We start from the raw sequence: 24,372 nt of genomic DNA on the forward strand, positions 1-24,372 counted from the left end.
ACTATCCCTTTTTGTTGGCCGCTTTCTTGGCCGCTGGTTTTTGGGCCGCCGGCTTTTTGGCCGCCGCTGGCTTTTTGGCAGGTGCGGCCGCTTTGCGGAAGGGCTTTCTGCCGGCGTTGCCGCCCTTGGCTTCCTTCTCGGCAATCAGCGCCACTGCGTCCTCGATCGTCACCGACTGCGGGTCCTTGCCCTTCGGCAGCGTCGCATTGACCTTGCCGAAATTAACATAAGGCCCGTATTTGCCGTCACGCACGACGATCTTGCCGCCGCCCGCCGGATGCTCGCCAAGCTCCTTCAAGGCGGCGGGCGTGCCGCCATTGCGGCCGCCCGGGCCCTTCAACTGCTTCTCGGCGATGACCGACACGGCGCGGTTGAGACCGATCGAGAACACGTCCTCGATGCTGTCGAGATTGGCGTAGGTGCCGTCATGCAGAACGAACGGGCCGTAGCGCCCCAGCCCGGCCGAGATCATCTTGCCGGATTCCGGATGCTTGCCGACGTCGCGCGGCAGCGACAGCAAGGCAAGGGCCTTTTCGTGGTCGATCGAATCGACTGTCCAGCCCTTGGGCAGGCTGGAGCGCTTGGCTTCCTTGCCGTCGCCGCGCTGGATATAGGGGCCGAAACGACCGCTGCGCAGGGTGATTTCCTCCGCCGTGTAGGGGTCCTTGCCCAGCACCTTGGTGCCGTCCTCGCCATTGCCGTTCTCGCCATTGGGGTTGGCGGCGTCGCCGAGCTGGCGGGTGAAGGAGCATTCGGGATAATTCGAGCAGCCGACGAAGGCGCCGAACTTGCCGAGCTTCAGCGACAGGTTGCCGGTGCCGCATTTCGGGCAGATGCGCGGATTTGAGCCGTCCTCGCGCGCGGGAAACACCAGCGGCGCCAGTTCCTCGTTGAGCGCGTCGAGCACGTCGGTGACCCGCAACTCCTTGATGTCGGCGACGGCGCCCGAAAAATCCTTCCAGAAATCGCGCAGCACATCCTTCCAGGCGAGCTTGCCGTCCGAGATCTCGTCGAGTTTTTCCTCGAGCGAGGCGGTGAAATCATATTCGACATAGCGCTCGAAGAAGCTTTCGAGGAAGGCCGACAACAGCCGGCCCTTGGCCTGCGGCAACAGCTTGCGCTTGTCCATGCTGACGTAGTCGCGGTCCTCGAGCGTCTTCAGGATCGCCGTGTAGGTCGACGGCCGGCCGATGCCGAGCTCTTCGAGCTTCTTGATCAGCGAGGCTTCCGAATAGCGCGGCGGCGGTTCGGTGGTGTGCTGGGTGGCGTTGATCGCCTCGCGGTCGAGCTGTTCGCCGGCACGGATCTCGGGCAGACGGCGGTCTTCCTCGTCTTCCGAATCCTCGTCCTTCTGGTCGGTGTAAGCGGCAATGAAGCCGTCGAAGCGAACGACCGAACCGACGGCGCGGAGCTCCGCGGTGCGGGCGCCGTTGACCGCCTCGATTTCGGCCGTGGTGCGCTCGATCTCGGCCGGCTGCATCTGGCTGGCGATGGCGCGTTTCCACACTATCTCGTAGAGCCGTGCCTGGTCGGCATCGAGATATTGCCTGACCGAAGCGGGCGTGCGCATAAAATCGGTCGGGCGGATCGCTTCGTGCGCCTCCTGGGCGTTCTTGGCCTTGGTCGTGTATTGGCGCGGCTTCTCGGGCAGGTATTTGGGGCCGAACTCCTTGGCAATCGCATCGCGCGCGGCTGATATCGCCTCGGGCGCCATCTGCACGCCGTCGGTTCGCATATAGGTGATCAGGCCGGTGGTCTCGCCGCCGATATCCATGCCTTCATAGAGCCGCTGCGCCACCTGCATTGTGCGGGTGGCCGAAAAACCGAGGCGCGAGGAGGCAGCCTGCTGCAGCGTCGAGGTGGTGAAGGGCGGACCTGGATTGCGCTTGGTCGGCTTGGCTTCGACCGACAGCGCCTTGAAGGTCGCGCCTTCGAGCATCGCCTTGATGTTATCGGCCTGCGCCTTGTTGGATATGTCGAGCTTTTGCAGCTTCTTGCGGTCGAAGGCGGTCAGCCGCGCTTCGAAATTTTCCTTGCGAGGCGTGCCGAGGAGAGCTGATACCTGCCAGTATTCCTCGCGGATGAAGCGCTCGATCTCCAATTCGCGGTCGCAGACGAGACGCAGTGCCACCGACTGGACGCGGCCGGCGGAGCGGGCGCCGGGCAGCTTGCGCCACAGCACGGGCGACAGCGTGAAGCCGACGAGATAGTCGAGCGCGCGGCGAGCGAGATAGGCGTCGACCAGCGGCACATCGATCTGGCGCGGATTGGCCATCGCTTCCAGCACCGACGACTTGGTGATGGCGTTGAAGACGACGCGGCTGACCGGCTTGTCCTTCAGCGCGCGCTTCTGCTTCAGCACCTCCAGAACATGCCAGGAAATGGCTTCGCCCTCGCGATCCGGATCGGTGGCGAGGATCAGGCCGTCGGCGTCCTTGACCGCCTTGGCGATGTCGGCAAGACGTTTGCTCGAGGCGGTGTCGACAGCCCAGGACATGGCAAAATCCTCGTCCGGACGCACCGAGCCATCCTTGGCCGGCAGATCGCGGACGTGGCCGAACGAGGCCAGGACCTTATAGTTCTTTCCAAGATACTTGTTGATTGTCTTCGCTTTGGCCGGCGATTCGACGACGACGACGTCCATGAGGTCTCATATCAGCTGTGGTGCGGCAGAAGAATTCCGCTGCGCGCGACGAAATCTCGTATAATTGTCGCTCACATGGCCGCGCTTTTGCATCCGGTCAAGGGGAAGCGCCCAAAATGCAGTCCTGCATTGAGTTCACAACCCAAGAGCGAGTCATGTGATATCCGCAATCCCAGATAAGGGGAGCGGCTGCCTTATCGTTGGACAAGCCGGCAATGAATCCGGGAGAACGGGACAAATTCTTCCGCGGATATAAGAGAAAGATCGATCATGCGCCAGCCCCAGCTGAAGAGACGTCCGGTATGATGCTCTGTCGGCGGGCGAGACCGGCGTCGCGAGTGGGGCCCGTATGTCCAGCGGGACAGTACCAGAAGTTGGCCGCCGGAAGGCCTGCAGGATACGCGGCAGCCACGATTCTCCCGCCCGGTCAAGGCGGGGATCCAGGTCGGGCTTAGTCGGCCTTGGCTATATGCCAGACGCCGCCGACGCCGTCGCCGGTCACATCGCCGGCCTTCTTGTCCTTGATGAACGTGTAGAGCGGCTTGCCCTCATAGGCCCACATCCTGGTGCCGTCGGTCCGCTCGACGACCGTCCATTCGCCCTCGGCCTTGGCGTCGGCCTCAGCCTTTAGCGGCGGCCAATTGGTGGCGCATTTGTCGTAGCAGTTCGACTTGCCCGTCTCGTCCTTGTCGTAGGTATAAAGGGTCATGCCGTTGGCATCGGTGTAGATCTTGGTGCCGCCGACATCGGCTTCCGTGATCGATTTCATGAGGTTCTGCCTGATAGGATCGAGAAGCGCGCGGAAAGTCGCGGTCCCGTTGCATCAACGCGCTTGGCGTGTCGTTTCTTCCTCGATGCAGGGCGGCAACTTGCCACGCAATGGTGATTGGCGGACAAGTCCGTGCGCCGCTATATCGGCGCCGATACAGGTGGAGTCTCGGGAATGGCATTGGATATCGGCTATGTCAGCGCGGTTGGGGCGGGGGCGATCTCGTTCCTGTCGCCTTGCGTGCTGCCGCTGGTGCCGCCCTATCTCTGCTACATGGCCGGCGTGTCGGTCGATGATTTCCGCGGCAATGCCGGCGTCACGGCCAAGGCCGACGCACGCAGCGCACTGCTCTATGCCTCGATTGCCTTCGTTCTCGGCTTCTCGACCGTCTTCGTGGCGTTGGGCGCCGGCGCCTCGACCATTGGCCGGCTGCTGCGCGTCTGGCAGGAGCCGTTGGCTATGGCCGCCGGCGTGCTGATCATCCTGATGGGGTTGAACTTCCTCGGCATATTGCGCATCCCGCTGCTGTCGCGTGAGGCGCGCTTCCAGTCGCAGGGCAAGCCGGCAAGTGTTGTTGCCGCCTATGTCATGGGACTTGCCTTCGCCTTCGGCTGGACACCCTGCATCGGACCGGTGCTGGGACCGATCCTGACGCTGGCCGGCGGCCGCGAGACGGTGGGCGAGGGCGCGGCTCTGCTCGCCGCCTATTCGCTCGGCCTCGGTATACCGTTCCTGATCGCGGCGCTGTTTTCCGGCGCCTTCATGCGCTTTCTCTCGAAGTTCCGCGTCCATCTCGGCCGTGTCGAAAAGGCGATGGGCGCGCTGCTGGTCGTCGCCGGCGTCTTTTTCCTGACCGGCGGCGTGCAGGCCATGTCTTATTGGTTGCTGGAGAATTTCCCTGTGCTAGGGCAGTTGGGGTAAGTTTCATTGCGCGCCATGCAAACTGCGCTCCGGCGGGCCTACTATTGAAACTGAAAGTCAGTTGCTCTACCGGCCGCGCGCTCCCGGATCATAGGCCCCAATATTGCTTGGCCGCAGACGTCGCCACTTCGGTCAACGCTGCTTTGCCGATACCCCAAGCCTCGCTTGCGCCTTTTGCCCCGGCCTTTTTCAACCAAGCCCTCGCGCTCTTTCCTAATGGCTCTTTCGAGGTCTCCGGCTTTTCGGCCTCGATGATCTTGGCTAGCTCATTCGCCTTATCCTTCGGAATACCTTTGCCTGTCAGCGCGTCTATGAGACTTGCACCGTCGCCTTTCACCACGCTCAGGGTAATTTGTGTGGCATCGCCCGAATTGTTGATAGTCGTAACATCACCGTAGAAAGTGTTCTGTGTGATCTGAGCCGCTTGGGCTTGTTCCTGTTCACCGATACCCTGAACGGGCTGGCCTACTGTGATGTCTGCGGCAGCAGGCACGTTCTTCTCGAGTTCCAGTGTGAGATCGAGGACCTTTGCCCTGACGGCATGCTGGATACGGGCAAATGCGTTCAAGTCGATCCTACCCACGAGATCGACGCATGGAGCATCGGGATATATCTTGGTCTGGACCAATAATTTTAGATTCCCGGTATCAATGCCGTACCAAGCATCATCGCTCTTTCCCGCGAGCATGCTGTCAATCAAAGAGAGACTTTCGCGTATCTCGAAATCAACCCAATGATCGCCGCCGTGCTTACGGATCAGATAGGCAGCCACCGAGACGTTGTTGAGTGTCTGAAAGCCGTTCGAAAACGTTCCTGTGTATGACACGGCAGTCTTCCGATAGTCGGGAATCTCGACGCCTCGCGGATACCCCTCAGCCTCGTGCCGAACCCATTCTTCGAGATTATCGACGCCAAGTTTGGATGCGAGGAAGCGCACCTTGAGCAGAATGGAACCCACCCCAACCCTGTCGTCGAGCAACGCTGCCTGATGTCGTGTAGTAGAGCCATCGTATCCTCTTTCCACGGTGCCGACACAACAGATAAGGTAACGATATCAGCTTACCACGCCGGTGGTTATCGCGTCGCGCTCCGCGCTTACCCAGAAGGCAGCGACCCTCTGCGCCCGCATGTGGCCCGTAACTCCAGAGCGGCAAAGTACCTGTTCCATCGCCCGTTTGGCGATCGTAACGAGAATCGAACTCATGACCGCTGATTAAAAGTCAGTTGCCCGACCATCTCACCGGAATTTAACCGCATTGGTGCAACATGGCGCCAATGCTATCTATTCTCGATCCCCAACCCTTTTCATATGGTTGCCATTCCATGAGCCAGAGAACCTGCCTGTCCGTCATCCTCGCCGCCGGCGAAGGCACGCGCATGAAGAGCGCCGTGCCGAAAGTGCTGCACACAATCGCCGGCCTGCCGATGGTCGCCCATGTCGTGAGAGCTGCCGAGGCCGCCGGAGCGGGCGACCAGGCACTGGTGATCGGCCATGGCGCGGAAGAGACGCGCAAGGCCACGCAAAAGTTCGCGCCGAAGGCGGAGACCTTCGTCCAGGAAAAACGCCTCGGCACCGCACATGCCGTTCTGGCTGCTCGCGGCGCCATATCAAAGGGTTACGACGACATCCTGGTGATGTTCGGCGATACGCCGCTGATCGATCCGGAGGTGCTGACTGCTGCGCGCCTGAAGCTGGCCGAAGGCGCTGCCGTCGTTGTGGTCGGCTTCCGCACGTTAAATCCTTCCGGCTATGGCCGGCTGATCGAAAAAGGTGGCAAGCTCGTCGCTATCCGCGAGGAAAAGGACTGCACCGATGAGGAGAAGAAAATCATCTTCTGCAATGGCGGGCTGATGGCGGTGGCCGGCAAGCACGCGCTGCAGCTGCTCGATCAAGTCGGCAACAACAACGCCAAGGGCGAATATTACCTCACCGACATCGTCGAGATCGCCAGCGGACAGGGTTTTGATGTCGTTGCCGCAGAAGCCGGCTTCGAGAATGTGCTCGGCATCAACAACCGGGCCGAACTCGCCGAGGCGGAAGGCATCTGGCAGCAGCGCCGGCGGCGCGAGGCCATGCTCTCCGGCGTCACATTGATCGCGCCGGAAACCGTGTTCTTTTCGCACGATACCGAGATTGGTGCCGATACGATCGTCGAACCCAATGTCTGGTTCGGGCCCGGCGTGAAGATCGCCACTGGCGCCAAGATCCATGCCTTCAGCCATATTGAAGGCGCCACCATCGCCTCAGACTGCGATGTCGGCCCGTACGCGCGGCTACGACCGGGTTCCGATCTCCGGCAAAAAGCCAAGGTCGGCAATTTCTGCGAGGTCAAGCAGGCGACGATCGAGGAGGGCGCCAAGGTCAATCACCTGACCTATATCGGCGATGCCCGCGTCGGCGCCGGCGCCAACATCGGCGCTGGAACCATCACCTGCAATTATGACGGCTACTCGAAGTTCTTCACCGACATCGGCGAGCGCGCTTTCGTCGGCTCGAATTCCTCGCTGGTGGCGCCTGTTACAATCGGTAAGGGCGGCTACATCGCTTCGGGCAGCGTGATCACCGAAAGCGTGCCCGACGATGCGCTGGCCTTCGGCCGCGCCCGCCAGAGGACGCTGGCCGGCAAGGGCAGGGAATTGCGTGAGCGTTTTGCTTCGGCTGCGGCGGCCCGAAAAAAAAGCTAGCCTGACGGGGCTCGGCGACGAGTTGCATCATATCTTTGATGGATTTCAAGAACCACCGAGGCGAGGTAGGATGCATGCTCGGAGAAACTGAGCGATTGCGGTAACCGGATTGCAAGAGCGCTCTGTCATGGTGCATCTGTGCAGAACCGTTCCGGCTGATATGGAACGAAACGCAATGTGATTTTTGTGGCAGCCCTGCCAACCCTAAATGGCGCTGGGTTTCATGCCGGAATCGGGGCAAACGTCTATGTGCGGTATCGTCGGAATTGTCAGCCACTCGCCGGTCGCGCCACTCATCGTCGATGCGCTGAAAAGGCTCGAATATCGCGGCTATGATTCGGCCGGCGTCGCCACCGTCGAGCACGGCAAGCTTGCGCGTCGCCGCGCCGAGGGCAAGCTGATCAATCTCGAACGCCGGCTGAAGGACGAACCGCTCGACGGCATGATCGGCATCGGCCATACGCGCTGGGCAACGCACGGTGTGCCCAACGAGACCAATGCGCATCCGCATTTTTCCGACGGCGTCGCCATCGTCCACAACGGCATCATCGAGAATTTCGCCGAATTGCGCGACGAGCTGATGCGCGACGGCTACACATTTTCATCGCAGACCGACACCGAGGTCGTCGCACACCTGGTGGGGCGCGAACTGGCCAGGGGCCTGAAGCCGGTCGAGGCCGCGCACCAGGCGCTGAAGCGGCTGGAAGGCGCTTTTGCGCTGGCCATCATGTTTAGGGGAGACGAGGACCTCATCGTCGGGGCGCGCAACGGCCCGCCGCTGGCCGTCGGCCATGGCGACGGCGAGATGTTTCTTGGCTCGGACGCCATCGCGCTGGCGCCCTTTACCAATTCGATCACCTATCTGGAGGACGGCGACTGGGCGGTGGTGCGCCGCAACGATGTCGGCATCTTCGACATGGATGGCAACAAGGTCGACCGTAAGCGCCAGCAGTCGCTCAGCACCAGCTTCATGGTCGACAAGGGCAACCGGCGCCATTTCATGGAGAAGGAAATCCATGAACAGCCCGAAGTGATCTCGCACACGCTGGCGCATTATGTGGATTTTGTCGGTGGCGTATCGAAGCCGCTCGACCTGCCGTTCAATTTCGCTGAGATCAATCGGTTGGCGATTTCGGCCTGCGGCACCGCCTACCTGGCCGGCCTGATCAGCAAATATTGGTTCGAGCGATATGCGCGGCTGCCGGTCGACATCGATGTCGCTTCGGAATTCCGCTACCGCGAAATGCCGCTGTCGAAGACCGACGCTGCGTTCTTCATCTCGCAATCGGGCGAGACCGCCGACACGCTGGCCTCGCTGCGCTATTGCCGCAAGGCGGGGATGAAGATCGGCGCGGTCGTCAATGTCCGCGAATCGACGATGGCGCGCGAGTCCGACGTCATCCTGCCGACGCTGGCCGGGCCGGAGATCGGTGTCGCCTCGACCAAGGCCTTCACCTGTCAATTGTCGGTGCTGGCCTCGCTTGCCGTGCGGGCCGGCGTGGCGCGCGGGACGATTTCGCGGGAGCAGGAAACGACGCTGGTCCGCCAACTGTCGGAAGCGCCGCGCTATGCCAACCAGGTCTTGAAGCTCGACGGGCAGATCGAAAAGGTGGCGCGCGAACTCGCTCACTATAAGAACGTGCTCTATCTCGGCCGCGACACCAATTTCCCGCTGGCCATGGAAGGCGCGCTGAAGCTCAAGGAAATCTCCTATATCCATGCCGAAGGCTACGCCGCAGGCGAGCTGAAGCACGGGCCGATCGCGCTGATTGACGAGAACATGCCGGTGATCGTCATTGCCCCGCATGACCGCATCTTTGAAAAGACCGTGTCGAACATGCAGGAAGTGGCGGCGCGCGGCGGCAAGATCATCCTGATCACCGACAGCAAGGGTGCCGCGCACGCCACGGTGAAGACGATGGAGACGATCGTGCTGCCGGACGTGCCGGAAATCATCTCGCCGATCATCTACGCGCTGCCGATCCAGATGCTGGCCTATTTCACCGCGGTGTTCATGGGCACCGACGTCGACCAGCCGCGCAACCTGGCAAAATCGGTGACTGTGGAATAGGCGTGGTTTAAAAAAATTCGCAGTTCCAAAGCCGAATACGGTTCATTAATGTTGCGCCGCAATCATTGCTGCGGTGAACCATGTCCGATGCTCCCAAGACCTCAGGCATGACCCGGCTGCGGAATTATTTCCTGACAGGTTTTGTCGTCTGCGCGCCGCTGGCGATCACCGCCTACATCGCCTGGTCCTTCATCGGCTGGGTCGATTCCTGGGTGAAACCCTATATTCCGGCGCGTTATAACCCCGATAGCTATCTGCCGGCGCCGGTTCCGGGATTCGGCCTGATCGTCGCCTTGATCCTGATCACCCTGATCGGTTTCCTGACCGCCAATATCGTCGGCCGCGCCATCGTCAACTTCGGCGAGCGGCTGCTCGGCCGCATGCCGCTGGTGCGCGGCATCTACGGCTCGCTGAAGCAGATCTTCGAGACCGTGCTGTCGAACAAGGGCGACATGTTTCGCCAGGTCGGGCTGGTCGAATACCCGCGCAAGGGCGTCTGGTCGCTGGTCTTCGTCGCCAGCGACAAGGAAACCGAGATCAACCAGAAGCTCGACCAGGAAGGTGATCCGCTGATCGCGGTGTTCATGCCGTGCGCGCCCAACCCGACCACCGGCTTTCTCATGTATGTGTCGAAATCCGACATTGTGCTGCTCGACATGACGGTCGAGGACGGCGCCAAGCTGATCGTTTCGGCAGGCTTGGTGGCGCCGGCGGTCAAGACGAAAATGGTGACGTTGAACGGCAAGCCGATCGGCGTTCAGATCGCCAATCCGCCGGTCGGCGCCGGGCCTCAGCCGGCGCGCAAGAGCCGCACCGCCTCGTCGCGGCCGAACAAATAAAGCAGCATGCGAAGGGCGGCGCCGCGTTCGGATTGCAGCTCGGGATCGCGCGACAGGATCAGCCGTGCGTCGTCGCGGGCGGCTTCGAGCAGGTCGGCATGCGCCTCGATGCGCGCCACCTGGAAGCCCGGGGTGCCGGACTGGCGGGTGCCCAGCAGCTCGCCTTCGCCACGCAGCTTCAGATCCTCCTCGGCGATGCGGAACCCGTCCTCGGTCTCGCGCATCACCGACAGCCGGCGCGTTGCAGTCTCGCCCAGCGGATCCTTGTAGAGCAGCACGCAGGAGGACGGTTTTTCGCCGCGCCCGACCCGACCGCGCAACTGGTGCAGCTGGGCGAGGCCGAAGCGCTCGGCATGCTCGATGACCATGATCGTGGCATCCGGCACATCGACGCCGACCTCGATGACCGTGGTGGCGATCAGGATGCGTGTCTCGCCGGCCTTGAAGGCGCGCATCGCTTCGTCCTTGTCGGCGCCCTTCATGCGCCCGTGCACCAGGCCGATCACGTCGCCGAACAGCGGCTTTAGCGAGGCAAAACGGTCTTCCGCCGACATCAGCTTGATCTCTTCGGATTCCTCGACCAGCGGACAGATCCAGTAGATCTTCTGGCCGTCGGCGACGGCGTCGCGCATGCGGCCGACCAGTTCGTCGAGCCGCTCGAGCGGCAGGGTGACGGTGCGGATCGGCTGGCGACCGGCTGGTTTTTCGGTGAGCTTCGACACGTCCATGTCGCCGAACGCGGTCAGCACCAGCGTGCGCGGGATCGGCGTCGCCGTCATCACCAGCATGTCAGGCGCGTCGCCCTTGGCGGTGATGGCAAGCCGCTGGTGGACGCCAAAACGGTGCTGCTCGTCGATGACGGCAAGGACGAGGTCGTGGAAGGTCACCGTTTCCTGGAACAGCGCATGGGTGCCGACGACGATGTCGATCTCGCCATTGGCCAGACCGGCCAGCGTCTCGGTGCGCTCGCGGCCTTTTTCGCGGCCGGTGAGGATGGCGCTGCGCAGGCCCGCTTGTTCCGCCAAAGGCGCAATCGTCGCAAGGTGCTGGCGCGCCAGGATTTCGGTCGGCGCCATCAACGCTGCCTGGCCGCCGGCCTCGACGGCGCGCGCCATGGCGAACAGCGCGACAACCGTCTTGCCGGAGCCGACATCGCCCTGCAGCAGGCGCAGCATGCGTTCGGGGTCACCGAGATCGGCGTTGATTTCGGCAAGCGCCATTTCCTGCGAGGTGGTCAGCGAATAGGGAAGGGCGGCGCGCAGCTTTTCGACGATGCGGCCGTCCCCGACCAGTGGTCTTCCAGACAAGCGGCGGACTTTTGCCCGCACCAGCGCCAGAGACACCTGGCCTGCCAGAAACTCGTCATAGGCGAGACGCCGCCAGGCTGCGCCATCGACCGAGACGTGGATCGGGTCGGCGGGATTGTGGATGCGGGCGAGCGCCTCGCCGAAGGCAGGAAAGGTTCGGCGGCGCAGAAACTCGCCATCCTGCCATTCCGGCAGCACCGGCAAGCGAGCGAGCGCCTGGCCGATAGCCCGGCGCAGCACTTTTCCCGAGAGCCCAGCGGTGAGCGGATAGACCGGCTCGACCAGCGGTAGGTTTTCCGCCTCACTGGCCAGCGCGATGTGGTCTGGGTGGACCATGGTCGGGCGGCCGTTGAACCATTCCATGCGCCCGGAGACCACGACTTGCTCGCCCTCGGGCATCGCCTTTTCAAGATAGGCGGCATGCGCATGGAAGAAGGTCAGCGCGATCTCGCCGGTGTCGTCATGGGCGCAGACCCGGTACGGCACCGATCTGTTACCGCGCGGCGGCGGCTGGTGGCGGTCGATGCGCACTTCGAGGGTGACGATCGCGCCTTCGGCCGAACCGGCAATACCCGGCCGGTTGCGGCGGTCGATCACCGTGTGGGGCAGCACGAATAGGAGATCGCCGGCGCGCGCGCGGTCTCTCAGATCGGCCGGCACGATTTTCTCGATCAATGCGCCGACCTTCGGCCCGACGCCGGCAAGCGAGGTGATCGGGACAAACAGCGGATCGAGGAGGGAAGGGCGCATGATGTCAGCTTATGTCGAGACAGCCGCAGCGCAAGGCTGACACCGCCTTCTATCCACGCTATATGCGCCGCTTCAGGCAAGGATGCTGAACAATGACGGGAACGAGACGATCAAGCGAGGGGCTCGACGCCCGCCGCCGCAAGCTTCTGTTTCGATCCTGGCATCGCGGCCTGCGCGAAATGGACCTCATTCTCGGCAGTTTCGCAGACGCCGAGATCGGCGCCTTGACCGGCGACGAACTCGACCAATATGAAAGGCTCCTCGACATTCCCGATACCGAATTCCTGCCCGTGATCACCGGCGAGCGCCCGATTCCCGCAAATATCGACTGTGCCGTCATGCAAAAGATCCTGGCGTCGCGCCAGGCGATGACATTCTGAATACGTGATTTCATGAGCTTGATCCCCACCATTGGCCTGCCGAAAGGCCGCGCCGGCCAGTTCATCGTCGACGGTGTCGCCGACGGTTACGAAGCCTTTGCGCTGGTGCAGGCCGCGCAAGAGATCGCGCCCGACAGGCCGGTGCTGTTCGTGGCGCGCGACGGTCAGCGCCTGCCTTCGATCGTCGAGGCGCTTTCGTTCGCCGCGCCAGGCCTGCCCGTGCTCGAACTGCCGGCCTGGGATTGTCTGCCTTACGACCGCGTCTCGCCCGGGGCGGATGCTGCCGCGCGGCGTCTGGACGCGCTCACCGCGATGGTCGCGCTGGTGAAAAAACCGCACCGCGCCGTCATTCTGACCACCGCCAATGCGCTGCTTCAGCGCATTCCGCCGGCAAGCCTCGTCGAGGCACAGACGTTTCACGCCAAACCCGGCAACCAGATCGACATGAATGCGCTGGTGTCGCGGCTGGAGACGTCAGGCTTCGAGCGGGTGCCGACCGTGCGCGGCGTCGGCGAGTTTGCCGTGCGTGGCGGCATTCTGGACCTGTTCGCACCCGGCTGGACGGAAGCGCTCAGGCTCGATTTCTTCGGCGACACGCTGGAATCGATCCGCGTCTTCGACGCTGACACGCAACGCACCACCGGCCAGCGCAAGTCGATGGCGCTCCAGGCGATGAGCGAAGTGGCGCTGACGCCGGAGACCATCAGCCGTTTCCGCCGCTCCTACATCGAAGCCTTTGGCGCGCCCTCGCGCGACGACGGGCTCTATGCGGCGGTCAGCGAGGGAAGGCGTTTCGCCGGCATGGAGCATTGGCTGCCGTTCTTTTACGAGCGGCTGGAGACGGTGTTCGACTATCTGCCGGACACGCCTGTGGTGTTCGACCATCTGGCACATGAGGCGCTTGCTGAGCGCCATGCGCTGATCCTCGATCACTACGAGGCGCGCAGGAAGCAGGCGGACGGTGCGCTGAAGGACGCCGTACCGTACAAGCCGGTGCCGCCGGACCTGCTTTATCTGTCGCCCGAAAACCTCATCGCCTCGCTTGGCCCGCGCGAAGCGATCGACTTCACGCCGTTCGACGCGCCCGATGCCGGCGCGAAGAAAATCTTCCATGCCGGCTCGCGGCATGGCCGCAGCTTCGTCGAGGAACGCGCCGACCCCAACGTCAACGTCTTCGACGTCGTCGTAAAACACATTGCCGATGAACGGGCCGCCCGCCGCCGCGTCGTCATCGCCGGCTGGACCGAAGGTTCGCTTGACCGGCTCGGCCAGATCCTGGCGGAACATCATCTCGGCAATCTCAAGCCGGTCGCCACGCTGGCCGAGGCGGAAAAGCTCGAAGCGGGGCAGGCGGCACTTGCCGTACTGCCGCTCGAATCCGGCTTCGAGACCGAGAAACTGGTCGTCGTCGCCGAGCAGGACATTCTGGGTGACCGGCTGATCCGGCGCTCGAAGCGCAAGAAGCGTCCTTCCGACTTCATCGCCGAGGCCTCGGCGTTGTCCTCCGGCGACATCGTCGTCCATACCGACCATGGCATTGGCCGCTTCATCGGTCTGCGCACCATCGAGGCGGTCGGTGCGCCGCATGATTGCCTCGAAATCCATTATGCCGGCGACGACCGGCTGTTCCTGCCGGTGGAGAACATCGAACTTCTGTCGCGCTATGGTTCTGATTCGGCCGAAGCGACATTGGACAAACTTGGCGGTGGCGCCTGGCAATCTAGAAAAGCGCGGCTGAAGAAGCGGCTGCTCGACATGGCCGGACAGTTGATCCGCATCGCCGCAGAGCGGCAGATGCGCGCCGCTCCCTCCCTGGTGCCGGCGGACGGTCTCTATGGCGAATTCGCCGCGCGGTTTCCCTATGAGGAGACCGACGACCAGCAGACGGCGATCGATTCGGTCATGGGCGATCTGGGCGCCGGAAAGCCGATGGACCGGCTGATCTGCGGCGATGTCGGCTTCGGCAAGACGGAAGTTGCGCTTCGCGCCGCCTTCATCGCGGCGATGGAAGGGTTTCAGGTCGCGGTGGTGGTGCCGACGACATTGTTGTCGCGCCAGCATTTCAAGACCTTTTCGCAGCGTTTCTCCGGCCTGCCGATCCGCGTCGCCCAGGCCTCGCGGCTGGTTGGCGCCAAGGATCTGGCCGAGACCAAGAAGGGCATCGCCGAAGGCACGGTCGACATCGTCGTCGGCACTCACGCGCTGCTCGGCGCCTCGATTTCGTTCAAGAATCTTGGCCTCTTGATCATCGACGAGGAACAGCATTTTGGCGTCAAGCACAAGGAACGGCTGAAGGACCTGAAGAGCGATGTGCATGTGCTGACGCTGTCGGCGACGCCGATCCCGCGCACGCTGCAGCTGGCGTTGACCGGCGTGCGCGAACTGTCGCTGATCGCCACGCCGCCGGTCGACCGCCTGGCAGTGCGCACCTTCATCTCGCCCTTCGACCCGCTGGTCATCCGCGAGACGCTGCTCAGGGAACGCTACCGCGGCGGCCATTCCTTCTATGTTGTGCCACGCATCAGCGATCTGGCGGAAATCAATGATTTCATTCGTGAATCCGTGCCCGAACTGAAAGTGGCTGTCGCTCACGGCCAGATGCCGCCTGGCGAGCTGGACGACATCATGAATGCCTTCTACGACGGCCAGTACGACGTGCTGCTGTCGACCACCATTGTCGAATCCGGCCTCGATATCCCGACCGCCAACACGCTGATCGTGCATCGCGCCGACATGTTCGGCCTGTCGCAGCTCTACCAGCTGCGCGGCCGCGTCGGCCGCTCGAAGGTACGCGCCTACGCGCTGTTCACGCTGCCCGCCAACCGCAAGCTGACCGACACCGCCGAGCGCCGGCTGAAGGTGCTGCAGTCGCTCGATACGCTGGGCGCCGGTTTCCAGCTCGCCAGCCACGATCTCGACGTTCGCGGCGCCGGCAATCTTCTCGGCGAGGAGCAGTCGGGCCACATCAAGGAGGTCGGCTTCGAGCTCTACCAGCAGATGCTGGAAGAGGCCGTCGCCGAGGTGAAGGATTCCGGCGAGGTGCAGGATGGCGGCTGGTCTCCGCAGATTGCCGTCGGCACGGCGGTGATGATCCCGGAGAGCTATGTTCCGGATTTGCAGCTGCGGCTGGCGCTCTACCGCCGCCTCGGCGATCTCGAAAACACCGAGGAGATCGACGCCTTCGGCGCCGAGCTGATCGACCGCTTCGGACCTTTGCCGGAGGAGGTGAAGCATCTGCTGAAGATCGTCTTCATCAAGGCGCTCTGCCGCAAGGCCAATGTCGAAAAGCTCGATGCCGGACCAAAGGGTGTCGTCATCCACTTCCGCAAGCGCGAGTTTTCCAACCCGGTCGGTCTGGTCAAGTTGATCGGCGAGCAGGGCTCGCTGGCCAAGATCCGGCCCGACCAGAGCGTCGTCTTCAGCCGCGACTGGCCAACACCTGAAAAGCGTCTGGCAGGGGCGGCCGTCGTCATGACGCAACTGGCTCGGCTGGTGGAGAAGGCTGCGTAGCAAGGCGTCGCTGGTGCTTTGGTCAACGACTGCGCCGGCAGTTCTGGCGCATCACGGCCATTCGCCACACGTCCAAATCCGGTCTAGAATAGGAAATCGGCTTCGTGTATGGAGCCGCGAGCCCCATTTTGGGGCGAAATGGCGGGCGATAGCACCCGCTGGAAAGAACGTTGGGTGCAACGATGACGAAATGGTCGCCGAATTCGTGGAGAGCAAAGCCGATCCAGCAGGTTCCTGCCTATCCGGATCTTGCCGCGCTGAAGAACACGGAAGCCCAGCTCGCCACCTTTCCACCGCTGGTTTTTGCAGGTGAAGCACGCAAGCTGAAGAAGCAGCTTGCGACCGTCGCTGCCGGTGACGCATTCCTTCTGCAGGGTGGCGATTGCGCCGAGAGTTTCGCCGAGCATGGCGCGGACAACATCCGCGACTTCTTCCGCGTCTTCCTGCAGATGTCTGTGGTGCTGACCTTTGCCGGCGCGCAGCCGGTGGTGAAGGTCGGCCGTGTTGCCGGCCAGTTCGCCAAGCCGCGCTCGTCCGACAACGAGACCAAGGGTGGCGTGACGTTGCCCAGCTATCGCGGCGACATCATCAACGGCATCGAGTTCGACGCCAAGTCGCGTATTCCCGATCCCGCACGCCAGGAAATGGCGTACCGCCAGTCGGCGGCGACGCTCAATCTTTTGCGCGCCTTCGCCCAGGGCGGCTACGCCAGCCTGGAGAACGTGCATCAATGGATGCTGGGCTTCGTTTCGGACAGCCCGCAAGGCGAGAAATACGAGTCGCTCGCCAACCGCATCACCGAGACGATGGACTTCATGAAGGCCGTCGGCATCACCTCGGAGACCAATTACGCGCTGCGCGAGACCGACTTCTACACCAGTCACGAGGCGCTGCTGCTCGGCTACGAGGAGGCGCTGACCCGCGTCGACTCGACCTCAGGCGATTGGTACGCCACCTCCGGCCATATGATCTGGATCGGCGATCGCACCCGCCAGCCCGATCATGCCCATGTCGAATACTGCCGTGGCATCAAGAACCCGCTGGGGCTGAAATGCGGCCCGTCGCTGACGCCGGACGGCTTGCTGCAGCTCATCGATCTGCTCAATCCGGAGAACGAGCCCGGTCGGCTGACGCTGATCGCGCGCTTCGGTTCAGACAAGGTCGCCGACCATCTGCCGAAGCTGGTGCGCGCAGTGAAGAAGGAAGGCCGCAATGTGGTGTGGTCGTCGGATCCGATGCATGGCAACACGATCGAGGCCGCCGGCTACAAGACACGGCCGTTCGACCGCATCCTGAAGGAAGTGCAGACCTTCTTCGAGGTGCATCGCGCCGAAGGCACGCATCCGGGCGGCATCCATATCGAGATGACCGGCAAGAACGTCACCGAATGCACCGGTGGCGCCCGCGCCATCACTGCCGAGGAGCTGCAGGATCGCTACCACACACATTGCGACCCGCGCCTCAACGCCGACCAGGCGATCGAGCTGGCATTCCTGGTCTCGGACCTGCTCAAGAAGAGCCACCCGGTCCAGCACAAGCAGGCCGTGAACGGCTGATTTCAGTCGCCATCATCAACGGGCGCCGAAATATCCCCGGCTCCTGAGGAACCCGGACCACTGGACGGCTCATCACCGTCGGGTATCTCCGGGCTACCTGCCTTGGCTCTTGCCACATTCTTGAGTGCTCTGATCACTCTATGCCGTGGTTCCATGCGCTCATGAAGCACTCGAACGACAATGACGCCGATCGTTCGTCCGAAAGGCGGCCCCTCATATAGTAAGGCAACGTGCAGCACCTCCGCGCCTTCTCGCAGCGATCTCCAGGTGCAGCAGTCGAACACACCAGCGGCGAGTTCGGCGCGCTCGATGGAACCTGGTCGATCCGGATCTTCCGAGATTAGCAGGATACCAAGTTCGATGATGCGGGCGTAGGCCCGGACTTGCTGCGGACCGAACATCTGCATCGTATTTCGCAAGATGTCCCTGATATCGCGTTCGGCGGTTTCGGTAAGCTCGTGTCTCATCTCCTGGGCGATTCGAGCATCACCTCATCGAGAATGTCACTGACGCTTTTCTTCGAGAACCGCCCTGCGTTGGCGGCTTCCACCCCAATACTGATTTCGCGCCGAAGGATGGCGAGTTTCTCCGCCTGCTGGTCCTTTTCGTGTCGCAGCAGCCGCAGCGCTTCCCTGATGACTTCACTCGAGCAAGCGTACCCGCGTTGGGAGACTTCATGCTCCACGAACTCGACCATATCGCTTGGAAGGCTTACGTTCATCGTTGCCATGTCGCTTCCTTTGCCTACGGCTTCGCCCGATAAATGAGCGCTTGGCAATCTTCGTCAATGGCAATTTAGCGCAGCGCCACATTGGCGCTTTCGGGGTCGCGGTCGGTTCCATAGCTGCAGTTCGAACACGCCCGCTTTGTGTCGCATTTGCTCGTGCGCGGCGGCTATAAAACTGGAATCCTGCCGCAATGCCGAGGATGGCCACTGCGTTGGGAGGGCGAGATGGACGACACTCATACCGGGTCATGCCTGTGCGGAGCCGTGCGCTTCAGGACGCGGGGACCCTTGCGCGGCGTGATCTATTGTCACTGCTCGCAATGCCGGAAGCAGAGTGGTCACTTCTACGCTGCAACCAATGTCCCCGAAGGGAACATCACAATATCAGGTGCCGAGAGCATCACCTGGTACGAAGCGTCTTCGTTTGCAAAGCGCGGCTTTTGCAAGAAATGTGGCTCTCTGCTGTTCTGGAAGCCACGGCAAGATGCCTACATCTCGGTTCTGGCGGGACTATTCGACGAGCCCACGGGACTTCAGGGGGAATGTCACATCTTCGTCGGCGACAAGGGCGACTACTACACGATCGACGATGGGCTGCCGCAGTTCGAGAAGTCGACGCCGTCGATCAAGGTCGCGGATGAGTGAGAAGGTCGCCGACGAATGATTTTGGAGAGATCGCCTTATTCCCTTGATCCAGCCATTGCGCTATCCCCTGCCGGTGATTCGGAAAGGTTTGGCATGCAGCGGCTGATCGATGCTTTCTTCAACTCAGTGCGGGCATTTCGCAAATTGGCTTCCAACGAGAAAGCCTTCCAGCAGGAGCTGATACTGCTCGTGCTGGCGCTGCCGCTCGGCTGGTTTGTTTCGGTGTCGTGGCGCGGCTACGCGCTGCTGATCGGCGCGGTGCTGCTGCTGATCATGGTCGAAGTGCTGAATACTGGCATCGAGGCCGCATGCGATGCGTTCAGCCGGGAGTTCAATGTCGATATCCAGCTCGCCAAGGACTGCGGTTCGCTGGCGGTGCTGATTTCGGTGGTGATCGTTGCCGGCGTCTGGGGCATCGCCATCATCGAGCGAATCTTGGGGCTACCGATCTAGTATCTCACCTCTTATATGACGGTCACCAAAGGAGACCGTCATGGGTGAAGGTGCCGATTTTCTACTGCTGGAGCGGGCAGGCCTGCCGGACGATATGCGCTGGCTGACTGAGAAATATCCGCGCGAGACGTGGCAGGGCCATACCAACATCCATGGTATCGCCACTATGTGGCTGCAGCGGCACGACATGTTCCGCGAGCTCGGCGGCATGCTCACTAATGGTATCGGCGATTATCGCGCGGGCAGGCTGGCGGCGCCGGAGTTTGCGCGCTGGTTCGCGCCGCGCCTCAACCATTTTCTCGGCAATCTCGACGGTCACCACAATGTCGAGGACCATCATTATTTCCCGGTATTCGCCAAAGCCGAGGTCCGGCTGAAGCGCGGCTTCGAGATTCTCGATGCCGATCATCACACGATCCATGAGGGGCTGGAGCGCAATGCCGAGACCGCGAACGCCTTCATCCGCACGCTTCAGGACAGCGAGGACAAGCAGCGCTTTGCCGCCGATGCCTATGCAGACGAGAACAGCCGGCTGATCACCATGCTGACCCGGCACCTTACAGATGAGGAAGACCTGATCATTCCGCTGATCCTTGATCGCGGCGACCGCGCGCTCGGCATCGACTGATCCTCACGTCTCCCTGCTACGCTCCTTTTTGGCAACGTGATGAGCGACTAACCAGGCAAGGACGGCCACGCCCAACCCAATCGCCAGCGCGATCAGCAATCGCTCGTGACGAGCCAACGCCTGGCCGACGATGCGCTCCGCGCCCAGCCCGAACACATAGCCGATGGTGGTGAACAATCCGGCCCAGACTATGGATGAAATGACGTTGAGAATGACAAAGCGCGTCACGGCAATGCCGGACAATCCGGCGGCGATGCCGCCGACAAGTCGCAGGCCGTAAATGAAGCGGTTCGACAGCACGAAAATGTCGGGATGGTTGGAGACGAGACGATAGGCGTGGCTGAAGCCTGGCTGACCTCTCAATTTGATCACCAGCGGATGATCGGCGAAGCTTCGTCCGAGGGTGAAGAAGAAAGTGTCGCCGACAAAGGCGCCGATGGAGGCTGCCAGAAACGCCTGCCAGAGGACGAAGACATGCTGATGGGCGAAAAACCCGCCAAGGAGGGCGGCACTTTCGCCCTCGGCGACACAGCCCAGAAAGACGGCAATCAGCCCATATTGTTCGATGAGATTATGGATGGCATCCGTCATGGACGCGTCCGCTGCTTCGACAGAATCTCGTCGATGCGCTTCACCTGCTCGGCTAGCCGGGCGATCTCGTCGCGCATGCCGATGATCTGGCTGTGGCGCAGTTCGTCGAGCTTTTCATGCAGCGCCATGATCTCGATCTCGGCCTTGAGATTGACCTCGTAGTCGTGCGCGGCATCGATACGATCGCGCTCGGTCTGGCGGTTTTGCGCCATCATGATCACCGGCGCCTGCAGGGCCGCGACCATGGAAAGTACTAGGTTGAGGAAGATGAAGGGATAGGGATCGAAGGCGTCGCGCGTCAAAAGCCAGACGTTGCCCGCCGTCCACAGGATCAGGAAAGCAATGAATGTCAGGATGAACGACCACGAGCCGCCGATCCGGGCGATGGTGTCGGCCAGGCGGTCGCCAAACGTCTGATGAAAGGCGATAGTCTTGTTGGTATCCTTGGAGATCGTGGTGCGCTCGAACGTTGATTGCAGCACCCGGTTTTCAGGTGCGCTGAGGCCGTCCGGCTTTCGCTTCAGCCAACGGTTCGCCAGTTCCTCGATCGTCTTGTTCATCGTCGCCTCCGTCGTCAGCGATAGAGGTAGAGGCTACTTGTTCGCACGGGAAGTGGTAGATTGACGCGATAAGGTGAGGAAATATTGATGGATTTTCAGAAAATCCGCGCCCGCGCGGCCAAACGCAAGGGCGGGGAAGCGGCGCTGGCGTCGCTGCTCGGACCTATGCCCGACAATGCCGCGGTGGCTGACATCACCGACGACCGCATCCTCTCGACCATGGCCGAGCGGCTCTTTGCCGCCGGCTTCGTCTGGCGCGTCATCGAGCAGAAATGGCCGGGTTTCGAAGAAGCGTTTCTCGGCTTCGAGCCGAAACGGTTGTTGTTCCAGCCGGACGATTTCTGGCACGATCTGGCGTTCGACGAGCGCATCGTGCGAAATCCGCAGAAGATCAAATCCGTCCGCGACAACGCGGCCTTCGTCGAGCGGGTGTCGAAGGAGCATGGCGGCTTCGGCAAGTTCCTCGCCGATTGGCCTGCGGATGATCAGGTTGGACTGATGGCCTATCTCGGCAAGCATGGCAGCCGGCTCGGCGGCAACACCGGCCAGTATTTTCTGAGGTGGCTGGAGTGGGACGCCTTCATCGTCTCGGCCGATATGGCGGCCGCACTGCGCGACGCCCGCCTGGACATCGCCGAAAGCCCGATCTCGAAGCGGGATCTCGACAAGATCCAGCATCAGATCAATGTCTGGGCGGCACAAACCGGGCTGCCGCGCCGGCATATTTCGCGCATTCTGGCGATGTCGATCGGCGAGAACCACTCGCCGGAGGCACTGCGCGAATATATGGGCGAATAGGCCTGATCGACATCTCGATCGGTCCGATCGGTCTGACACGAATGACATGTCATTCGGTCTGGGGTGGTCCAAATGAACGCCATTGCCCGGCGAATTCTGTCGCGCTAAGTCAGCAGGCATGACCGACAACACCGCTTCCGACATATTGCGCATCGCCGTCGCCCAGCTCAATCCGACGGTTGGCGACATCGCCGGCAATCTCGCCAAGGCGCGCGAGGCGAGGGCGGATGCCGCTCGCCAGGGCGCCGATCTCGTGCTGTTCACCGAGCTTTTTCTCGCCGGGTATCCGCCCGAAGACCTGGTACTGAGGCCGGCGTTCCTGAAGGCCTGCGAGCGGGCGGCGCAGGATTTCGCCGGCGATACCGCCGATGGCGGGCCGGGCGTCATCATCGGCACGCCGCTGAAGCGCAAGAGCGGCACGCACAATTCGATCATCTTTGCCGATGGCGGCAAGATCCTTGCCGAGCGCTACAAGCTCGATTTGCCGAACTACGGTGAATTCGACGAGAAGCGCGTCTTCCAGGCCGGCCCTGAAATTCAGGGACCGGTCAATTTCCGCGGCGTGCGCCTGGGGATTCCGATCTGCGAAGACATTTGGGGCGACATCGGCATCTGCGAGACGCTGGCCGAAAGCGGCGCGGAAATCCTGCTGGTGCCGAACGGCTCGCCCTATTATCGCGGCAAGGTCGATGTCCGCCACCAGGTTGTGATCCGCCAGGTCATCGAATGCGGACTGCCGATCATCTACGCCAACCAGCTTGGCGGCCAGGACGAGCTGATCTTCGACGGCGCGTCGTTTGCCATAGGTTCTGACAAGACGCTGGCCTTCCGGATGAGCCAGTTCGAGGAGACGGTCAACGTCACCACCTGGAAGCGAAGCCGCCCCGCCGCAGGCGCGCAAAATGGAAATGATTCTGATGGGTGGGTCTGCTCCGAAGGGCCGATGTCGAAAATCCCGGAAAAGGAAGAGGCCGATTATCGCGCCTGCATGCTGGGCCTGCGCGACTACGTCAACAAGAACGGCTTCAAGAACGTCGTGCTCGGCCTTTCCGGCGGCATCGATTCGGCGATCTGCGCAGCACTTGCCGTCGATGCGCTCGGCGAGGAACGGCTGCGCGCCGTAATGATGCCTTATCGCTACACCTCGAAGGATTCGCTGAAGGATGCCGAGGACTGCGCCCGTGCGCTCGGCTGCCGTTACGACATCGTGCCGATCTACGAACCGGTCGAGGGATTTCTGCATACGCTGACGCAGCTTTTCGAAGGCACCAAGGAAGGCATTACCGAAGAAAACCTGCAGAGCCGCGCGCGCGGCACCATTTTGATGGCGATCTCCAACAAGTTCGGCTCGATGGTGGTCACTACCGGCAACAAAAGCGAGATGTCGGTTGGCTACGCCACGCTCTACGGCGACATGAATGGCGGCTTCAACCCGATCAAGGACCTCTACAAGATGCAGGTCTATGCGCTGGCGCGCTGGCGCAATACACATGTGCCGCCGGGCGCGCTGGGCCCTTCCGGCGAGGTGATCCCGAACAACATCATCGACAAGGCGCCGTCGGCGGAACTGCGCGAGAACCAGACGGATCAGGATTCGTTGCCGCCCTATCCGGTGCTGGACGACATATTGGAGTGTTTGGTCGAGAACGAGATGGGTGTCGACGAGATCGTGGCCCGAGGCCACGACCGGGCAACGGTGACGCGCGTCGAGCACCTGCTCTACATCGCCGAATACAAGCGCCGGCAGGCAGCGCCCGGCGTGAAGATCACCAAAAAGAATTTCGGCCGCGACCGCCGTTATCCCATCACCAACCGGTTCAGGGATGGCGGGTAGATCACCGATTCTCGCTCCTGTGAAATGGCTGCGGCCGGACGATCAGTGGGACAGCCATGCCTGACTGTGAAATCAGTTTCGACGTGTCACGGATCGACTTCCGGGCGACCTCCGACCTGTTGATGGCAAGCTACTGGGGCAGCGGGCGCAGCGACGAACTCCATCGTCGCGCCTTTGCCAACTCGCTTTGCGTCGGCGCCTATCTCGACGGCAAGCAGATCGGCTTCGGCCGGGCGATCACCGACCGCACAGTGTTTGCCTATCTGGCCGACGTCATCATCTGGCCTGGGCACCGCGGGCGGGGCATCGGCACGCGGCTTGTCCAGGCGCTTATCGATCATCCGGATTGCACGACAGTCACGCACTGGAGCCTGTCGACCAACGATGCCCACGCGGTTTACGAGAAACTCGGCTTCAGGCCGTCTACCGATGGCCGCTACATGCGTCTCGATCGTATTCCGGCCGCCTGAACGAGGAATCGTACAACCCGCGATTGTTGCACAATCGCCTCAGTGGTTGGACCAGATGCGGTTCGGTCGCTCTCTGGCTTGGCGACGCGTTGAGTCATCTCTATAAGAACGTCTCCGCGATTCCTACGCATCGGCCCGAAAATCGGCATCGATTTTCGGAAAGCACGATTCGCAGATTCAAAGTTGGAGCGTACTTTGTGCGTCCGAATGGACGCACGTCGCTCTAACGGGAGG

At 62.0% G+C, this 24,372-nt stretch carries 21 protein-coding genes; 13 read left to right on the forward strand and 8 right to left on the reverse strand.

What is annotated here, in order from left to right; translation table 11 throughout:
• Window position 1 precedes the first annotated feature (1 nt).
• On the reverse strand, window positions 2-2,644 hold the full coding sequence (gene topA, locus NKH36_RS15770) for a type I DNA topoisomerase (RefSeq protein ID WP_352963190.1): 2,643 nt from the start codon (window positions 2,642-2,644) through the stop codon (window positions 2-4).
• 451 nt (window positions 2,645-3,095) lie between these two features.
• Complete coding sequence (locus tag NKH36_RS15775) at window positions 3,096-3,413, reverse strand: COG4315 family predicted lipoprotein (protein ID WP_352959182.1); 318 nt, start codon at window positions 3,411-3,413, stop codon at window positions 3,096-3,098.
• Between the two features lie 174 nt (window positions 3,414-3,587).
• On the opposite strand from NKH36_RS15775, the gene NKH36_RS15780 reads away from it, so the two are divergent.
• On the forward strand, window positions 3,588-4,334 hold the full coding sequence (locus tag NKH36_RS15780) for a cytochrome c biogenesis CcdA family protein (protein WP_352959199.1): 747 nt from the start codon (window positions 3,588-3,590) through the stop codon (window positions 4,332-4,334).
• Between the two features lie 88 nt (window positions 4,335-4,422).
• Here NKH36_RS15780 and NKH36_RS15785 read toward each other — a convergent pair whose 3' ends face one another.
• Complete coding sequence (locus NKH36_RS15785; RefSeq protein ID WP_352963193.1) at window positions 4,423-5,313, reverse strand: AbiTii domain-containing protein; 891 nt, start codon at window positions 5,311-5,313, stop codon at window positions 4,423-4,425.
• 344 nt (window positions 5,314-5,657) lie between these two features.
• On the opposite strand from NKH36_RS15785, the gene glmU reads away from it, so the two are divergent.
• The 3 genes from glmU to NKH36_RS15800 all read left to right on the forward strand — a co-directional run bounded on the left by glmU (window position 5,658) and on the right by NKH36_RS15800 (window position 9,929).
• The gene (gene glmU / locus NKH36_RS15790; RefSeq protein ID WP_352959180.1) at window positions 5,658-7,019 is read left to right on the forward strand and encodes a bifunctional UDP-N-acetylglucosamine diphosphorylase/glucosamine-1-phosphate N-acetyltransferase GlmU; all 1,362 of its coding nucleotides are present in this window, start codon (window positions 5,658-5,660) and stop codon (window positions 7,017-7,019) included.
• A gap of 247 nt (window positions 7,020-7,266) precedes the next feature.
• Window positions 7,267-9,090: a glutamine--fructose-6-phosphate transaminase (isomerizing) gene (gene glmS / locus NKH36_RS15795; protein ID WP_352959178.1), complete on the forward strand. Its 1,824-nt coding sequence runs from the start codon at window positions 7,267-7,269 to the stop codon at window positions 9,088-9,090.
• Between the two features lie 80 nt (window positions 9,091-9,170).
• Window positions 9,171-9,929 carry a DUF502 domain-containing protein gene (locus NKH36_RS15800; protein WP_352959177.1) on the forward strand — a complete coding sequence of 253 codons (759 nt, stop codon included), beginning with the start codon at window positions 9,171-9,173 and terminating at the stop codon, window positions 9,927-9,929.
• Here the strand turns inward: NKH36_RS15800 and recG are convergent.
• Entirely contained in the window at window positions 9,881-11,986 is a 2,106-nt protein-coding gene (gene recG, locus NKH36_RS15805) for an ATP-dependent DNA helicase RecG (RefSeq protein ID WP_352963195.1), read from the reverse strand. The genes NKH36_RS15800 and recG overlap by 49 nt on opposite strands.
• 92 nt (window positions 11,987-12,078) lie before the next feature.
• Here recG and NKH36_RS15810 point away from each other — a divergent pair, with 92 nt between their 5' ends.
• From NKH36_RS15810 to NKH36_RS15820, 3 genes are all read left to right on the forward strand, one after another.
• The gene (locus NKH36_RS15810; protein WP_352959174.1) at window positions 12,079-12,366 is read left to right on the forward strand and encodes an FAD assembly factor SdhE; all 288 of its coding nucleotides are present in this window, start codon (window positions 12,079-12,081) and stop codon (window positions 12,364-12,366) included.
• Window positions 12,367-12,378: 12 nt separating this feature from the next.
• Entirely contained in the window at window positions 12,379-15,876 is a 3,498-nt protein-coding gene (gene mfd / locus NKH36_RS15815) for a transcription-repair coupling factor (RefSeq protein WP_352959172.1), read from the forward strand.
• A 182-nt stretch (window positions 15,877-16,058) separates the two neighbouring features.
• Window positions 16,059-17,432 (forward strand): class II 3-deoxy-7-phosphoheptulonate synthase, encoded by a 1,374-nt coding sequence (locus tag NKH36_RS15820; RefSeq protein ID WP_352959198.1) that lies wholly within the window; start codon window positions 16,059-16,061, stop codon window positions 17,430-17,432.
• 2 nt (window positions 17,433-17,434) lie between these two features.
• Here NKH36_RS15820 and NKH36_RS15825 read toward each other — a convergent pair whose 3' ends face one another.
• Together NKH36_RS15825 and NKH36_RS15830 are read right to left on the reverse strand one after the other, a co-directional pair.
• Window positions 17,435-17,899 (reverse strand): type II toxin-antitoxin system RelE/ParE family toxin, encoded by a 465-nt coding sequence (locus NKH36_RS15825; RefSeq protein WP_352959171.1) that lies wholly within the window; start codon window positions 17,897-17,899, stop codon window positions 17,435-17,437.
• A complete protein-coding gene (locus tag NKH36_RS15830) occupies window positions 17,896-18,162 on the reverse strand; it encodes a type II toxin-antitoxin system ParD family antitoxin (protein ID WP_352959170.1) in 267 nt (88 codons plus the stop codon). The genes NKH36_RS15825 and NKH36_RS15830 overlap by 4 nt, the downstream gene beginning before the upstream one ends.
• 222 nt (window positions 18,163-18,384) lie before the next feature.
• Here NKH36_RS15830 and NKH36_RS15835 point away from each other — a divergent pair, with 222 nt between their 5' ends.
• The 3 genes from NKH36_RS15835 to NKH36_RS15845 all read left to right on the forward strand — a co-directional run bounded on the left by NKH36_RS15835 (window position 18,385) and on the right by NKH36_RS15845 (window position 19,885).
• A complete protein-coding gene (locus tag NKH36_RS15835; protein WP_352959169.1) occupies window positions 18,385-18,804 on the forward strand; it encodes a GFA family protein in 420 nt (139 codons plus the stop codon).
• A 93-nt stretch (window positions 18,805-18,897) separates the two neighbouring features.
• The gene (locus NKH36_RS15840) at window positions 18,898-19,257 is read left to right on the forward strand and encodes a diacylglycerol kinase (RefSeq protein ID WP_352959167.1); all 360 of its coding nucleotides are present in this window, start codon (window positions 18,898-18,900) and stop codon (window positions 19,255-19,257) included.
• A gap of 40 nt (window positions 19,258-19,297) precedes the next feature.
• Window positions 19,298-19,885 carry a hemerythrin domain-containing protein gene (locus tag NKH36_RS15845; RefSeq protein ID WP_352959165.1) on the forward strand — a complete coding sequence of 196 codons (588 nt, stop codon included), beginning with the start codon at window positions 19,298-19,300 and terminating at the stop codon, window positions 19,883-19,885.
• Window positions 19,886-19,888: 3 nt separating this feature from the next.
• Here the strand turns inward: NKH36_RS15845 and NKH36_RS15850 are convergent, their stop codons facing one another.
• Both NKH36_RS15850 and NKH36_RS15855 read right to left on the reverse strand, forming a co-directional pair.
• Window positions 19,889-20,476 carry a DedA family protein gene (locus tag NKH36_RS15850; RefSeq protein WP_352959164.1) on the reverse strand — a complete coding sequence of 196 codons (588 nt, stop codon included), beginning with the start codon at window positions 20,474-20,476 and terminating at the stop codon, window positions 19,889-19,891.
• Window positions 20,473-21,036, reverse strand: a complete 564-nt coding sequence (locus NKH36_RS15855) for a DUF1003 domain-containing protein (RefSeq protein WP_352959163.1) — start codon at window positions 21,034-21,036, stop codon at window positions 20,473-20,475. Before NKH36_RS15855 ends, NKH36_RS15850 begins: the two co-directional genes overlap by 4 nt.
• An 84-nt stretch (window positions 21,037-21,120) precedes the next feature.
• Between NKH36_RS15855 and NKH36_RS15860 the strand changes: the two genes are divergently transcribed.
• The 3 genes from NKH36_RS15860 to NKH36_RS15870 all read left to right on the forward strand — a co-directional run bounded on the left by NKH36_RS15860 (window position 21,121) and on the right by NKH36_RS15870 (window position 24,138).
• Window positions 21,121-21,834 (forward strand): DNA-3-methyladenine glycosylase I, encoded by a 714-nt coding sequence (locus NKH36_RS15860; protein WP_352959161.1) that lies wholly within the window; start codon window positions 21,121-21,123, stop codon window positions 21,832-21,834.
• A 118-nt stretch (window positions 21,835-21,952) separates the two neighbouring features.
• Window positions 21,953-23,668, forward strand: a complete 1,716-nt coding sequence (locus NKH36_RS15865) for an NAD+ synthase (protein WP_352959160.1) — start codon at window positions 21,953-21,955, stop codon at window positions 23,666-23,668.
• 56 nt (window positions 23,669-23,724) lie between these two features.
• The gene (locus NKH36_RS15870) at window positions 23,725-24,138 is read left to right on the forward strand and encodes a GNAT family N-acetyltransferase (RefSeq protein ID WP_352959159.1); all 414 of its coding nucleotides are present in this window, start codon (window positions 23,725-23,727) and stop codon (window positions 24,136-24,138) included.
• Window positions 24,139-24,372: the final 234 nt, after the last annotated feature.

This window comes from Mesorhizobium sp. M1312 (assembly GCF_040318115.1).
GTDB lineage: Bacteria > Pseudomonadota > Alphaproteobacteria > Rhizobiales > Rhizobiaceae > Mesorhizobium.

Excerpts from the sequence above, each read along its gene's own strand:
- NKH36_RS15810 (WP_352959174.1), top strand. The coding sequence starts at position 12,079 with ATGACGGGAACGAGACGATCAAGCGAGGGGCTCGACGCCCGCCGCCGC.
- glmS (WP_352959178.1), top strand. The coding sequence starts at position 7,267 with ATGTGCGGTATCGTCGGAATTGTCAGCCACTCGCCGGTCGCGCCACTC.
- mfd (WP_352959172.1), top strand. The coding sequence starts at position 12,379 with ATGAGCTTGATCCCCACCATTGGCCTGCCGAAAGGCCGCGCCGGCCAG.
- NKH36_RS15855 (WP_352959163.1), bottom strand. The coding sequence starts at position 21,036 with ATGAACAAGACGATCGAGGAACTGGCGAACCGTTGGCTGAAGCGAAAG.
- NKH36_RS15820 (WP_352959198.1), top strand. The coding sequence starts at position 16,059 with ATGACGAAATGGTCGCCGAATTCGTGGAGAGCAAAGCCGATCCAGCAG.
- NKH36_RS15830 (WP_352959170.1), bottom strand. The coding sequence starts at position 18,162 with ATGGCAACGATGAACGTAAGCCTTCCAAGCGATATGGTCGAGTTCGTG.
- NKH36_RS15780 (WP_352959199.1), top strand. The coding sequence starts at position 3,588 with ATGGCATTGGATATCGGCTATGTCAGCGCGGTTGGGGCGGGGGCGATC.
- NKH36_RS15845 (WP_352959165.1), top strand. The coding sequence starts at position 19,298 with ATGGGTGAAGGTGCCGATTTTCTACTGCTGGAGCGGGCAGGCCTGCCG.
- NKH36_RS15850 (WP_352959164.1), bottom strand. The coding sequence starts at position 20,476 with ATGACGGATGCCATCCATAATCTCATCGAACAATATGGGCTGATTGCC.
- glmU (WP_352959180.1), top strand. The coding sequence starts at position 5,658 with ATGAGCCAGAGAACCTGCCTGTCCGTCATCCTCGCCGCCGGCGAAGGC.
- NKH36_RS15865 (WP_352959160.1), top strand. The coding sequence starts at position 21,953 with ATGACCGACAACACCGCTTCCGACATATTGCGCATCGCCGTCGCCCAG.
- recG (WP_352963195.1), bottom strand. The coding sequence starts at position 11,986 with ATGCGCCCTTCCCTCCTCGATCCGCTGTTTGTCCCGATCACCTCGCTT.
- NKH36_RS15835 (WP_352959169.1), top strand. The coding sequence starts at position 18,385 with ATGGACGACACTCATACCGGGTCATGCCTGTGCGGAGCCGTGCGCTTC.
- NKH36_RS15825 (WP_352959171.1), bottom strand. The coding sequence starts at position 17,899 with ATGAGACACGAGCTTACCGAAACCGCCGAACGCGATATCAGGGACATC.
- NKH36_RS15840 (WP_352959167.1), top strand. The coding sequence starts at position 18,898 with ATGCAGCGGCTGATCGATGCTTTCTTCAACTCAGTGCGGGCATTTCGC.
- NKH36_RS15870 (WP_352959159.1), top strand. The coding sequence starts at position 23,725 with ATGCCTGACTGTGAAATCAGTTTCGACGTGTCACGGATCGACTTCCGG.
- NKH36_RS15800 (WP_352959177.1), top strand. The coding sequence starts at position 9,171 with ATGTCCGATGCTCCCAAGACCTCAGGCATGACCCGGCTGCGGAATTAT.
- NKH36_RS15775 (WP_352959182.1), bottom strand. The coding sequence starts at position 3,413 with ATGAAATCGATCACGGAAGCCGATGTCGGCGGCACCAAGATCTACACC.
- topA (WP_352963190.1), bottom strand. The coding sequence starts at position 2,644 with ATGGACGTCGTCGTCGTCGAATCGCCGGCCAAAGCGAAGACAATCAAC.